Genomic DNA, 13,973 nt, shown 5'->3' with positions numbered 1-13,973 from the left:
GCCGCCGGTGAGCACCTCACACATCGCAATGCCCCAGAGCCACGGCCATGTCGGACCGTGGCTCGTTCTTTTGTCGAAGGAACGCCAATGAAATTCCGTTTTCCGATCGTCATCATCGACGAGGACTTCCGCTCCGAAAACATCTCCGGGTCCGGGATTCGCTCTTTGGCGGAGGCTATCGAAGCCGAGGGCATGGAGGTCAACGGCCTTACCAGCTACGGCGACCTGACCTCGTTTGCGCAGCAGGCGAGCCGCGCGTCGAGCTTCATCCTGTCCATCGACGACGACGAATTCGGCACGTTCTCGAGCGAATCAGGCGGTGAAGGCGAAGGCGAACTCGCGCTCGCCATCATCAACCTGCGTGCCTTCGTGCAGGAAGTGCGCCGTCGCAATCCGGACATTCCGATTTTCCTGTACGGCGAGACGCGCACGTCGCGCCACATTCCGAACGACATCCTGCGCGAGCTGCACGGCTTCATTCACATGTTCGAAGACACGCCGGAGTTCGTGGCGCGTCACATCATCCGTGAAGCGAAGTCTTACCTCGACTCGCTGCCGCCGCCGTTCTTCCGCTCGCTCACGCACTACGCGGCCGATGGTTCGTACTCGTGGCACTGCCCGGGACACTCGGGCGGCGTGGCGTTCCTGAAGAGTCCGGTCGGTCAGATGTTCCACCAGTTCTTCGGTGAGAACATGCTGCGCGCCGACGTCTGCAACGCCGTGGAAGAACTCGGCCAGTTGCTCGACCACAACGGCCCGGTCGGGGCGTCGGAGCGCAATGCGGCGCGCATCTTCAACGCCGATCACCTTTTCTTCGTGACGAACGGTACGTCGACGTCGAACAAGATCGTCTGGCACGCCACGGTGGCGCCGGGCGACATCGTCGTGGTCGATCGTAACTGCCACAAGTCGATCCTGCACGCCATCACCATGACGGGTGCCGTGCCGGTGTTCCTCACGCCGACGCGTAACCACCTCGGCATCATCGGCCCGATCCCGAAGTCGGAATTCGAGCCGGACGTCATTCGCGCCAAGATCGAAGCCAACCCGTTCGCCCGCGAAGTGCTGGAGCGCGACCCGAACGCCAAGCCGCGCATTCTGACGATTACGCAAAGCACGTACGACGGTGTGATCTACAACGTCGAAATGATCAAGGACGTGCTGGGCAACAACATCGACACACTGCACTTCGACGAAGCCTGGCTGCCGCACGCGGCGTTCCACGAGTTCTACCGCGACATGCACGCTATCGGCGAAGGCCGTCCGCGCTCGTCCGAAGCGACCATCTACGCCACGCACTCCACGCACAAGCTGCTCGCAGGGATTTCGCAGGCGTCGCAGATCGTGGTGCAGGATTCGGAAGCGCGCACGTTCGATACGTACCGTTTCAACGAAGCGTATCTGATGCACACGTCGACCTCGCCGCAATACGCGATCATCGCGTCGTGCGACGTGGCCGCCGCCATGATGGAGCCGCCGGGCGGCACGGCGCTGGTCGAAGAGTCGATTGTCGAAGCGCTCGATTTCCGCCGTGCCATGCGCAAGGTGGATCTGGAGTATGGCGATTCGTGGTGGTTCTCGGTCTGGGGCCCGGAGAATCTCGGCGACGAGGGCCCGATCCAGCGCGAGGACTGGGTGCTGCGGGCGAACGACCGCTGGCACGGCTTCGGCGATCTGGCCGACGGTTTCAACATGCTCGACCCGATCAAGGCGACGATCATCACGCCGGGGCTGGACGTGGGCGGCGAGTTCGGCGAGAGCGGCATTCCGGCCGCCATCGTGACGAAGTATCTCGCCGAGCACGGCATCATCGTGGAGAAGACCGGCCTTTACTCTTTCTTCATCATGTTCACGATCGGCATTACGAAGGGCCGCTGGAACTCGATGCTGACCGAGTTGCAACAGTTCAAGGACGACTACGATCACAACCGCCCGCTGTGGCGTGTGCTGCCGGAGTTCGTCGCGCAGTTCCCGCGCTACGAGCGTATCGGTCTGCGCGATCTGTGCGATCAGATCCACAGCGTGTACAAGGCGAACGACGTGGCGCGCGTGACGACCGAGATGTACCTCTCGGACATGCAGCCCGCGATGAAGCCGACGGACGCCTTCTCGAAGCTGGCGCACCGCCAGATCGACCGGGTGCCTATCGACGAACTCGAAGGCCGTGTCACGAGCGTGCTGCTCACGCCGTACCCGCCGGGCATTCCGCTGTTGATCCCGGGCGAGCGCTTCAACGCCGCGATCATTGAATACCTGCGTTTCGCGCGCGACTTCAACGAGCGCTTCCCCGGCTTCCACACCGACATTCACGGTCTGGTGGTCGAGGAAGTCGATGGCCGTCCCGAGTACTTCGTGGATTGCGTGCGACAGTAAGTCCGTTTGCCTGCATGCCGGATCGCTGCGAAGCGAGTCCGACGCGGCCGGAGGCTTCGGCCGACAAGCGTCATAAAGGGACGGCCCCATGTGAAAGCATGGGGTTTTTTTTTCGGGCCCGGAGAGCAACGTTGAGGCGGTGCTGTCGCATACGCCCATTAGTGATGTGCAACTTGCGTAATTCATTCATCGGCGATGTGATCGCAACGCCAATCACCGCAATTTTCCATAATCGCCTGTGAATTCCCGCGAAAATCTCGCAAACGTTCGCGGCATCGCCTAAAACGGCAATTTAGTGACTGGACTCGAACGCGTCACTTTTGGGACTTTTCCCATCATTTTGTTGGGATGTCATTGCTACACTCGTCGCATTTTTCGAGCGGGGAGAGGTCATGGGCGTCACGAGGGAACTGGTGTTCAGCACCTACGGCACACTCGTCTGTGCCACGTTGGTGTTGCTGCTGGGGCGCAAGCTTGTCGAATGGATTGCGCCGCTGCGCACGTACAGCATCCCCGAGCCGGTCGCGGCTGGCCTGCTGGTGGCGCTCGGCACGCTGGCGATGCGTCAGTTCGGGCATTTCGAACTGCGGTTCGACACCTCGCTGCAAGGCCCGCTGATGCTGGCGTTCTTCGCGACCATCGGCCTCTCGGCGAATCTCGCTAGCTTGCGTGCGGGCGGCAAGCAACTGGTGCTGTTCGTGGGCGTCGTGGCGGGCATGCTGATCATGCAGAACGCCATCGGTGTCGGGCTGGCTGTCTCGATGGGGCTGGCGCCGGGCATCGGCTTGCTGGGCGGTTCCATCACGCTCGCCGGCGGGCATGGCACGGGCGCCGCCTGGGGCGAGACGCTCACGACGCGCTATGGCGTGCAGTCGGCACTCGAAATTGCGATGGCGTGCGCCACGTTCGGGCTGGTAATGGGCGGTTTGCTGGGTGGGCCGGTCGCGCGCTATCTGGTCGGACGCCGCCTCGGCGGCAAAGTCCCGGGCCTTGATGCGACGAAGGATGCAGCACCGGAGGGCTTCGAGCGACCGAATACGGTGCGTCTGATCACGGCGCAGGCATTGGTCGAGACGGTGGCGATGATCGCGATCTGTCTGCTCGGTGGCGAGTTGATCGCGGCATGGCTCTCGGATACGCCGTTCGAATTACCGACGTTCGTCTGCGTACTCTTTACGGGCGTGGTCGTGCGCAACCTGCTGTCGCTTGTCCGCTACGAGGTCTTCGACCGTTCGCTGTCCGTGTTGGGGAACGTGAGTCTGTCGTTGTTTCTTGCGATGGCGCTCATGGCGCTGCGACTGTGGGACCTGTCGACGCTGGCCGTGCCGATGATCGTCATTCTTGTGACGCAGGCGGTGGCGATGGCGGCGTATGCCATCTTCGTCACGTTCCGCGTGATGGGCAGCAACTACGACGCGGCCGTGCTTGCTGCAGGTCACTGCGGCTTCGGGCTGGGAGCGACGCCGACGGCGATTGCCAACATGCAGGCGGTGACAGAGCGCTTCGGTCCGTCGCACCTCGCCTTCCTGATCGTGCCGATGGTGGGGGCGTTCTTCATCGACATCCTGAACGCGCTCATCATCAAGGGCTTCCTGTCGTTGCCGTTGTTCTGACGACGGTTCGTCCTGCGCATAAAAGATGCCACCCGAGGGTGGCATCTTTCGTTGCTGAGTGCCGAAGCGATTACTTCGCGAGCTTCGCGCGTGCTGCGGCGATTGCACGCTGCACCTGCGCCGGGGCGGTGCCGCCGATGTGGTTGCGGCTGGCGACGGAGCCTTCGAGCGTGAGGTATTCGAAGACGTCTTCCCCGACGAGCGGCGAGAACTTCTGCAATTCGGCGAGCGAGAGATCGGCCAGATCGATGTCGCGATCCGAGCAGATCTTCACCGCGTGGGCGACGATCTCGTGGGCGTCGCGGAACGGCAGACCCTTCTTCACGAGGTAGTCGGCCAGATCGGTCGCCGTCGAGAAGCCTTGCAGCGCTGCGTTACGCATATTGGCTTCGCGCACCTTGATGCCCGGCACCATGTCCGCAAAGATGCGCAGCGTGTCGATCACGGTGTCGACCGTATCGAACAGCGGCTCCTTATCTTCCTGATTGTCCTTGTTGTATGCGAGGGGCTGGCCCTTCATCAACGTGAGCAGGGCGATCAGATGGCCGTTGACGCGGCCGGTCTTGCCACGCGCCAGTTCCGGCACGTCCGGGTTCTTCTTCTGCGGCATGATCGAGCTGCCCGTGCAGAAACGGTCGGCCAGATCGATGAAGCCCACACGCGGGCTCATCCACAGCACCAGTTCTTCCGAGAAGCGCGAGACGTGCGTCATCACGAGCGCGGCGGCAGCGGTGAATTCGATGGCGAAATCGCGATCCGACACGGCGTCGAGCGAGTTCGTGCAGACCTCTTCGAAGCCCAGCGTTGCGGCCACGCGCTCACGATCGATCGGGTAGCTCGTACCGGCGAGGGCGGCAGCGCCCAGCGGCAGACGGTTCACGCGACGACGCACGTCGAGCATGCGCTCGGCATCGCGGCTGAACATCTCGAAATAAGCCATCAGGTGATGACCGAACGTCACCGGCTGCGCGACTTGCAAGTGGGTGAAGCCCGGCAGGATCGTGGCGCTGTGCTGTTCGGCCAGATCCAGCAGCGCGCGGCGCAGGTCGCCGAGGTGCGTGCCGATGTTGTCGATTTCGCTGCGCAGCCACAGACGGATGTCGGTCGCGACCTGATCGTTACGCGAGCGGCCCGTGTGCAGGCGCTTGCCGGCGTCGCCGATCAGGGCGGTCAGGCGGGCTTCGATGTTGAGGTGGACGTCTTCGAGATCCAGTTGCCACTCGAACTGACCGCCTTCGATTTCGCCGCGAATCTGCGTCATGCCGCGCTGAATGTCGGCCAGATCCTGGGCGCTGATGATGCCTTGCGCAGCCAGCATGTCGGCGTGGGCGAGCGAGCCTTCGATGTCGAACAGCGCGAGGCGCTTGTCGAAGAACACCGACGCGGTGTAGCGCTTGACGAGATCGGAAACGGGTTCGGAAAAGCGTGCCGACCAGGCTTCGCCTTTCTTGTGGAGTTGGGAGGTCATTGTCGTAGCGTGGCCAAACGTGGAACGTAGCGGAACCGTGGCAAAGCACGGCAAACCGCGATTATACAGCCGCAGCGCCCGGGCCACGACAGCCGGGCGCTGTGATCTTGTTCGGTCGGTTTAGTGGGACGTGGCCGCCATCGAGAGCGTCCAGATGCGCGGCGGGGCCGACAGGCACAGGCCGGACGTCGCTTCGTCGAACGCGGCCCGTTGCAGCGCTTCGAGCTTTGCCGCGCGGGCGATGCGCTCGCGGGCCTGATGGATCCGCGCCAGACGCGTCGGGTCGTCCGGCAGGGCGCACAGACGGCCGAGGTCGTGCAGCAGTGAGGTGCCGAGCTTATCGAGCGCCGGACGCAGGCGCGTGCCAAGGTCCACCGGCTCGCCCGGCGCATGGCCGTCGCGCGTCCAGCGGGCCAGCAGCGCCGTTTGCACGAGCTTGCCCGCGTCAATCTGGAGACGGAAGAAGGTGCGGGCCTGCGCAGACGTGAGGCCGTACTGCGGGGCCTGCTCGCCCATGTTGTCGAGCAATGCCTGTTCGCGCGCCGTGTCCTGAACGGCTTTGCCCGTGCCGTACTTGTTACGTGCCACGGCTTCGCTGATCGCCAGCCGCTTGAGAATGCCGTTCATCAGCGGATCGAGCACCGGGTCGACGACAGGACGCGGCTTTGCTTGGCGTGACGGATGGTCGGGCGCAGCCGCCATCGCCTGCGAGACCAGACGCACTGCGAAGCCGCGTACGCCATGCGGCGCGGCGGCCAGCGTGTGCGAGGACACATGGCCGGTGGTCGGCGCGGCTAACGACGGTTCGGAGGTTTCGGTGGCTGCGGCCGGGTTGGCATACGCCACGTGCGCGGCGGCACCCAGTCCCAGCAGGGTAGAAGTCACGAACAATGTTGCCCGTCGTGTGAAGGTTGCGCGTTCGGATCGCCCGATCGAATCGGTCTGCATGATGGTTGCCCCCCGGCAATCTGGTCGAATGGGTCGAAATATAACGTCCTATCGGACAACTGTCGTTGGGGAGATTCCCAAGGAGAGGCACGCCGACCGGCTGCGCACCCTCATGAAAACCGTCTGCACCGGCCTCGCAGGCGGGACCGGTGCAGGGACATCGGCGTCGCATCAGCCCGTGTTGCGAAGGCCCGCTGCGATGCCGTTGATCGACAGATGGATGCCGCGACGCGCCCGCTCGTCCGACTCCCCGGCGCGGTGACGACGCAACAGCTCGACCTGCAAGTGATTGAGCGGGTCGAGATACGGGAAGCGGTTCTTGATCGAGCGCGCGAGCATCGGGTTGTCCGCCAGGCGCTCGTCGTGCCCGGTGATCAGCGCCAGCGCCTGCGACGTGCTCTGCCACTCGCCGACGATCCGGCTGAACACACGCTTGCGCAGCTTTTCGTCGGCCACCAGCTCGGCATAGCGGGATGCCACGGCCAGATCCGTCTTGGCGAGCACCATGTCCATGTTCGAGAGCAGGTTCGCGAAGAACGGCCAGCGTTTGACCATCTGACGCAGCGTGTCGAGACGCTTGTCGCGCCCCGCGGCGTCTGCCTTGCTGCCGTCGCCCTCCAGATACGCACTCACGGCGCTACCGAACCCGTACCAGCCGGTGAGCAGCAAGCGGCACTGGCCCCACGAGAAGCCCCACGGAATCGCGCGCAGATCTTCGATGCGACGGTTCTTCGGATCGGAAAATTTGCGCGACGCCGGACGCGAGCCGATGTTCAGCTCGGCGATTTCGGCAATCGGCGTGGCCGAGAAGAAGTAGTCGGTGAAGCCCGGCGTTTCGTAGACCAGATCACGATATGCGCTGAAGGCCGTATCCGAGAGCGTTTGCATGACCTGTTCGTACGCGGCCAGACGTGGCGGCTGATTCAGACTCGGCAGCAGCGTGGCTTCGAGCGTGGCCGCGACGATGGTCTCCAGATTACGGCGTCCGATCTCCGGGTTCGCGAACTTGCTGGCGATGATCTCGCCTTGCTCCGTCAGACGGATCTGACCGTTCACGGTGCCCGGCGGCTGCGACAGAATGGCCTGATAGGTCGGGCCACCGCCACGGCCGACGGTGCCGCCACGGCCGTGGAACAGGCGCAGACGAATGCCCTTTTCCTCGAACAGATGCACCAGCGCCAGTTCGGCCTTGTACAGCTCCCAGTTGGATGTGAGGAAGCCGCCGTCCTTGTTGCTGTCGGAGTAGCCGAGCATCACTTCCTGCTCGCCGCCTTGCTGCGTCACGACGTTCGACATGCCGGGGATATCGAAGAACTCCCGCATGATGACCGGCGCGTTGCGCAAGTCGGCAATCGTCTCGAACAGCGGGATGACCATCGCGCCGACCTTCGGCTCGATGGCTTTCGCGCCGTCGACGCCGAGTGCGCCTTGAAAGAGTCCCGTCTCCTTTTGCAGCAGCATCACTTCGATCAGATCGCTCACGGTTTCCGTATGCGAAATGATGTAGTTGCGAACCGCGCGTGCGCCGAAGCGGGCGCGGATGTCGCGCGCCGCCGAGAAGACGGCGAGTTCGTCGCGGGTGCGTTGCGAGTAATCGAGGTATGGCGAGAAGAGCGGACGCGCCTCGCGCAGTTCGCGCAGCAGCAGCGCGAGCTTTTCGTTCTCGTCGAGTTTGGCGTAATTCGCTTCGACGCCGGCCTTCGCGAACAACTCCGCAATGACCGCTTCATGAATGTCGGAGCTTTGACGCAGGTCGATGCTCGCGAGATGGAAGCCGAACACCTCGGCGGCACGCACGAGCGGCCCGAGCCGCTGCGAAACCAGCGCGCTGCCGTGGTGCGCCATGAGCGAGGCGACGACCGTATTCAGGTCGGAGATGAACTCGCTGGCGTCGTGATACGGGCTGGCGTTGCCCACCGCACCGCGATGCGGCACATGGCCGACCCAGTCGCGTGCGGTCGCGGCCAATCGCGCGTACACGCCGATGAGGGCACGTCGATAAGGTTCGTCGGTGCGGTGCGGCGAGTCGTCCGGCGAGCGGCGAGCCAGCGTGAGCAGGGCGTCGCTCGCCCCTGCGAGCAGTTGTGAGACGGACAGCTCCGCGCCCAGCAAGTGCACCTCTTCGAGGTAATGCGCGAAGATTTCCGTCGCCTGACGTGTGATCGCCAGTTGCAGCGTCTGCGCCGTCACGTTCGGATTGCCGTCGCGGTCGCCGCCGATCCAGCTACCCATTTGCAGGAAGCGGCCCAGCCCTTCGGAGCGTACGCTCGGCACGGCGTCGTGCAGTTCGGCGGCAACGTCGTCGTACAGCGCGGGGATTTCGGACAGGAACGTGCTGCGGTAATACGACAGCGCGTTTTCGATTTCGTCGGCCACCGTCAGACGAGAGCTACGCAGCATGCGGGTCTGCCACAGCGTCGTGACGTACGCGCGCATCGAATCGGTGTTGCGTGACGACTCGCGCTCCGTGAGGGCGTCGTCACGATGTTCGAGCAGACGGGCGATTTCGCGCTCGGCGTCGAGAATGCTCTTGCGCTGAACTTCGGTCGGGTGGGCGGTGAGCACCGGCACGATGAGGGCGCTGGCGAAGAAGGCTTGCAGCGTGGCGGGGTCGTCGCGCCCGGCATCCTTCAGGCTTTGCAGCGCGGCGCTCAGGCTGCCTCGCTGGGCTCGGCTGCCCGCGAGCGCATGCACGCGGCGGCGGCGGTTGTGGTGGCGGTCTTCCGCGATGTTCGCGAGGTGCGAGAAGTAGCTGAAGGCGCGCACGACCTGAATGGCCTGCTCGTTGGTCAGTCCGTTGAGCAGCGTATCGAGCGCTTTGGCGGCACTGCGGTCGCCTTCGCGGTGAAAGCGCACCGCGTTCTGGCGGATGGTTTCGACCAGATCGAAGGCGTCGCTGCCTTGTTGCTCGCGCAGCACATCGCCCAACAGGCGGCCGAGAAAGCGGATGTCCTCACGCAGCGGCGCGTCCTTGTCCTCACGCGAGCGGCGCGCTTTGGGCGCCGTAATCGCGGGTGAGGTGGAAATGGACTTGTCCTGCCCGTTGGCCTTCTGGCCCGAGCGCTTGGATGGGGGGGATGAAACCGCGGATGCTGCCTTCGCGGGGGACGTCTTGCCGACCGACTTGGCCAGGCCCTCTTTCGGGGCTTTTGCCTTTGCGCTGCTCTTCATGTCGCTCCTCTCGAGACCAGCCGTTCGGGCCGGTCAAGCGTGTTACCATTTTTTCTTTTGGTCTTCACGCGGTTGCTGAATGAACTTCGCTTCTCCTGAAACCCTGGTGATCGCATCGCGCGAGAGCCGTCTTGCCATGTGGCAAGCCGAACACGTGCGTGACGCGCTGCACAAATTATATCCGCAGTGTCACGTGAGTATTCTCGGAATGACCACTCGCGGTGACCAAATTCTCGACCGCTCGCTCGCGAAGGTCGGCGGCAAGGGGCTGTTCGTCAAGGAACTCGAACTGGCGCTGGCCGACGGCCGCGCCGATCTCGCCGTCCACTCCCTCAAAGATGTGCCGATGCAACTGCCGGACGGCTTCACGCTGGCCGCGGTGCTTGAGCGCGAAGACCCGTGCGACGCCTTTGTCAGCAACGATTACGACAGTCTCGACGCATTGCCCGCCGGGGCGGTAGTCGGCACGTCGAGCCTGCGCCGTGAGGTGAGCCTGCGCGCGCGCTATCCGCATCTCCAGGTCGCGCCGTTGCGCGGCAATCTGGACACCCGTCTGGGCAAGCTGGACCGGGGCGACTTCGCGGCGATCATCCTTGCTGCGGCAGGCCTGAAGCGCCTTGGGCTGGGCAGCCGCATCCGCGCCATCATTCCGACCGAAGCGAGCTTGCCAGCCGCCGGTCAGGGGGCGCTGGGCATCGAGGTACGCGCCGGACGTCCCGAAATCTTGCAATGGCTCGCACCGTTGCATGATGCCAACACTACGCTGGCAGTCAGCGCCGAGCGTGCCGTCTCGCGTGCGCTGGGCGGCTCGTGTCAGGTGCCGCTGGGCGCCTACGCCGAGTTCTCGTCGCAGGGTGAACTGGCGCTGCGTGCCTTCATTGCGTCGACGGACGGGGCGACCGTGCTTCGTGCGCAAGGGGCCGGGCGCGTCGCGCAGGGTGACGTGGCAGGTGCCGAGGCGCTGGGGCAGCGCGTGGCGCAGGAACTGATCGACGCGGGCGGGTTGGCGCTGGTGCCGCCGTCCGAGCCGAAGGACGCAGCCGTTTGACGTCGCGCGCGCCGCGTGCGCCGGCTCCGTCCTCCACCGTCGATGCCACCGCTGGCACTGACCGTCGGACCGTCGCATCGCCGGTCGCGCCGTGCGCGATCCTGACGCGGCCGGACGGACAGGCGCAGTCGCTGGCCGCACGACTGCACGCCGAGGGCATCGATACGCTCGAATTTCCGCTGTTGCACATTGCGGCGCAAGCCGATCCGGCGGCGCTTGCAGCGTTGGACGCTGCGCTGCGCTCGCTGACGTCGTACTCACTGGCTGTCTTTGTCTCGCCTAACGCCGTCGTACATGCGTTGTCGCGACGGGTGCAACTGCAATCCCCTGGCAGTGGGGCAGACGAAGGCGAGGCCGCGGTTCGCTGGCCAGAGACACTGCCGGTGGCCGTCGTCGGCCCGGGCAGTGCACAAGCGCTGGCCGAAGCCGGTATTGCGGCCCCGGCGTATCGCGTGATCGTCCCGCCGGGCGGTCCGCAGGCCCGCTTCGACTCGGAAGCGTTGCTCGAACAACTGGATCTGCCGGCGCTGGCCGGTCGCCGCGTGCTGCTGGTGCGCGGGGACGGCGGGCGCGAGTTGCTGGCCGACACGCTGCGGGCCAACGGCACGCAGGTCGATATCGTGAGCGCGTACACGCGTCGCGCCCCCGAACCGGACGCCGCCGCGTGGGCCGCACTCGAAGCCCGGCTCGTTGAGCCGCAGCGGTGCGCGTGGGTGCTGACCAGCTCCGAAGCTGTCCGGCATCTGAGCACACTGTTGGCTGCACGCTACGGCACCCGCGACGGCGTGCATACGCCGGGCACCCCACAGGTGCTTGCGCAGATCCTCAGTGCACCGTGCTTTACATCGCATACCCGCATCGCGGATGCCGCGTGTTCCGCGGGGTTTGATAGGATTACGCAGTGCGCGCCCGGCGACGACAATTTGCTGGCCGCACTCAAAACATGGGCGGATCCCATTCAAGTCAAGCATGACGACAGATAATCGCGTTCCAGAGTCTTCCCAGAACCCGTCGGCGTCGACCGGCCCGACGGCACATTCCACAGCGACCGGCGGTGCGACGTACAGCACGGCCGGCAGCCCGCCCGCGTGGCAGCCACCCGAGCCGCCGCAGAAGCGTCGCGGCTCCGGGGCGGCGCTACCCTGGCTGCTCTTCGTGCTGGTCGCGGCGGGGGCTGGTATCGGCGGCTGGTCGCTCAACCAGAAGCTCGACCGCGTGCAGCAGGAAATGGCGCGCCGTCAGCAAGCGGGCGACTCGCAGGTTATGCAGGCGCAGGTACGCACCGCGCAGGCGCTCGACAATCAGCGCGATCTCCAGAACCGCCTCACGGCGCTGGAGGGGCGCGTGTCCGACGCACGCGGCCAGCAGGCCGCGCTCGAACAGCTCTATCAGGAACTCGCGCATAACCGCGACGAATGGGTGCTGGCCGAGACCGAGCAGATCGTCACGAGTGCGAATCAACAGCTTCAACTGACGGGCAACGTGCGCGGCGCACTGATTGCGCTCGAAGGGGCAGACGCGCGTCTGGCCCGCACGGGTGCACCGCAACTCGCCGGTGTGCGTGACGCGCTGAAGAAGGACATCGACCGTCTGAAGGCCGTACCGGCCGCCGATCTGCCGCAACTCACGGGCAAGCTCGATCAGGCCATCGCCATGATCGATACGCTGCCGTTGCAGGCCGAGGAGCAGCGCGTCGCACCGAAGGCGGACGGCACCGGCCCCAGCGGCGCGGGCGAGACCGGCTGGACGGCGACGTGGCACCGCCTGAGCGGCGAAATGCTCGGCAGCCTGAAGCAACTGGTGCAGGTGCGCCGTCTGGACGATCCGGACGTGATGCTCGTGGCGCCTGAGCAGGGCGCGTTCCTGCGTGCGAACCTGAAGCTGCGTCTGCTCAATGCGCGTCTGGCGCTGCTTGCACGCAACGCGTCGGCAGTGCACAGCGACGTGCAGGTCGCCGAGGCTGCGCTCGACAAGTATTTCGATGCCAAGTCGCGCCGCATCGCCGCCGTCAAAACGCTGCTCGATCAGGTCGATTCGGGCTCGCGCACCATCGAACTGCCGACCCTTGACGCCAGCCTGACCGCCATCGGTCAGGTCAAGGACGTCAAGGAAAAGCCGTAAGGAGCCGGGCATGCGAGGACTGATCTGGTTGACGCTCCTGTTCGCGGTAGCGGCCGGCTTCGCGGTGCTGGCCACGTTCAATCACGGACAAGTGGTCATGCTGGTGCCGCCGTACCGTATCGACGTGTCGCTGAACCTGTTCGTGCTGGCGTTGCTGGCCTTGTTCGTGGCGCTGTACGTGATCATTCGCGTGCTGCGCAACATCTACAAGATGCCGGAACGCGTGGCCGCGTATCGCAATCGCCAACGCAGCCGTCGCGCGAACATTGCGCTGCGCGATGCCGTGGCGAATCTCTTTGCGGGACGTTATACGCGCGCAGAGAAGGCGGCACGCGAAGCGGCCGAGCAGGACGACAATCGCGGCGTGGCTGCGATCATCGGTGCGCGTGCAGCGCATCGGATGCGCGAATTCGCACGACGCGATGCGTGGCTGACCGAAGCACAAGGGGCCAATCTGGAAGAAGCGCGCCTGTTGCAGACGGCTGAGTTGCGCGTCGACACACGCGATGCCGAGGGTGCGCTCGAAGCGCTGACGGAAATGCGTGCGCAGGGCGCACGTCGCATGCAGGCGCAGCTCGTCGCCCTGCGTGCCCATCAGCATCTCAAGCACTGGCCCGAGGTGCTGAATCTGCTCAAGGTGCTGGAAAAGCGCGAAGCGCTGCATCCGGCATTGGCCGCGAAGCTCAAGCAGACGGCCAGCGAGGGCATTCTGCGCGACCATCGCCACGATGCGGACGCATTGCTCAAATGCTGGCAGGAGCTGCCTGCTGACGCGCGTACCTCGTCGCGGACTGCCGACGTTGCCGCCGAACTGCTGATTTCGCTGGACCGTCCGCGCGAAGCACGCGACATCGTCGAAGCGGCGCTGGCCGAGCATTGGGATGGCCGACTGCTGCGCCGCTATGCCGAGTGCGCCGGTGCAGACGCCTTGCCGCTCATCCAGAAGGCGGAAGCGTGGCAGCAGCGTCATCCGAACGATCCCGATCTGCTCTACGCGCTGGGCAAGCTGTGTCAGCATCAGCGTCTGTGGGGCAAGGCGCAGACGTTCCTCGAAGGGGCGTTGCGTCATACGGACGACCGGCATCTGCAACAGCGTCTGCATCTGGCGCTCGCACAGCTCTTCGAAGGGTTGGGGCAGATGGATCAGGCGAATCGTCACTACCGGGCGTGTGCCACGGCGTGAATGGTGTCGGGCCTGCAACGGCCCGGTTCACACAGCGTTTCCTGAGCG

General features: G+C 64.8%; 9 protein-coding genes. 6 read left to right on the top strand and 3 right to left on the bottom strand.

What is annotated here, in order from left to right:
• Positions 1–87 precede the first annotated feature (87 nt).
• The gene (locus PCO31010_RS15780) at positions 88–2,373 is read left to right on the top strand and encodes an arginine/lysine/ornithine decarboxylase (RefSeq protein ID WP_150665092.1); all 2,286 of its coding nucleotides are present in this window, start codon (positions 88–90) and stop codon (positions 2,371–2,373) included.
• Between the two features lie 392 nt (positions 2,374–2,765).
• Positions 2,766–3,986 (top strand): sodium/glutamate symporter, encoded by a 1,221-nt coding sequence (gltS, locus tag PCO31010_RS15775; protein ID WP_150665091.1) that lies wholly within the window; start codon positions 2,766–2,768, stop codon positions 3,984–3,986.
• A gap of 70 nt (positions 3,987–4,056) precedes the next feature.
• On the opposite strand, the gene argH is transcribed toward gltS, so the two are convergent.
• The 3 genes from argH to ppc all read right to left on the bottom strand — a co-directional run bounded on the left by argH (position 4,057) and on the right by ppc (position 9,573).
• Positions 4,057–5,454, bottom strand: a complete 1,398-nt coding sequence (argH, locus tag PCO31010_RS15770) for an argininosuccinate lyase (protein ID WP_039399986.1) — start codon at positions 5,452–5,454, stop codon at positions 4,057–4,059.
• Between the two features lie 120 nt (positions 5,455–5,574).
• The gene (aroQ, locus tag PCO31010_RS15765; protein WP_174984810.1) at positions 5,575–6,339 is read right to left on the bottom strand and encodes a gamma subclass chorismate mutase AroQ; all 765 of its coding nucleotides are present in this window, start codon (positions 6,337–6,339) and stop codon (positions 5,575–5,577) included.
• Between the two features lie 234 nt (positions 6,340–6,573).
• Positions 6,574–9,573: a phosphoenolpyruvate carboxylase gene (ppc, locus tag PCO31010_RS15760; protein ID WP_150665089.1), complete on the bottom strand. Its 3,000-nt coding sequence runs from the start codon at positions 9,571–9,573 to the stop codon at positions 6,574–6,576.
• A gap of 79 nt (positions 9,574–9,652) precedes the next feature.
• Between ppc and hemC the strand changes: the two genes are divergently transcribed.
• From hemC to PCO31010_RS15740, 4 genes are read left to right on the top strand one after another with little or no spacing between them, the layout of a single operon-like run.
• A complete protein-coding gene (gene hemC, locus PCO31010_RS15755; RefSeq protein WP_150665088.1) occupies positions 9,653–10,621 on the top strand; it encodes a hydroxymethylbilane synthase in 969 nt (322 codons plus the stop codon).
• Positions 10,618–11,604, top strand: a complete 987-nt coding sequence (locus PCO31010_RS15750; RefSeq protein WP_150665087.1) for a uroporphyrinogen-III synthase — start codon at positions 10,618–10,620, stop codon at positions 11,602–11,604. The genes hemC and PCO31010_RS15750 overlap by 4 nt, the downstream gene beginning before the upstream one ends.
• Positions 11,591–12,742 (top strand): uroporphyrinogen-III C-methyltransferase, encoded by a 1,152-nt coding sequence (locus PCO31010_RS15745; protein WP_174984807.1) that lies wholly within the window; start codon positions 11,591–11,593, stop codon positions 12,740–12,742. The genes PCO31010_RS15750 and PCO31010_RS15745 overlap by 14 nt, the downstream gene beginning before the upstream one ends.
• A 10-nt stretch (positions 12,743–12,752) precedes the next feature.
• A complete protein-coding gene (locus PCO31010_RS15740) occupies positions 12,753–13,925 on the top strand; it encodes a heme biosynthesis HemY N-terminal domain-containing protein (protein WP_039399977.1) in 1,173 nt (390 codons plus the stop codon).
• The last annotated feature ends 48 nt before the right edge of the window (positions 13,926–13,973 follow it).

The organism is Pandoraea commovens, from assembly GCF_902459615.1.
GTDB lineage: Bacteria > Pseudomonadota > Gammaproteobacteria > Burkholderiales > Burkholderiaceae > Pandoraea > Pandoraea commovens.
This window is presented reverse-complemented; position numbering and strand designations above follow the sequence as displayed.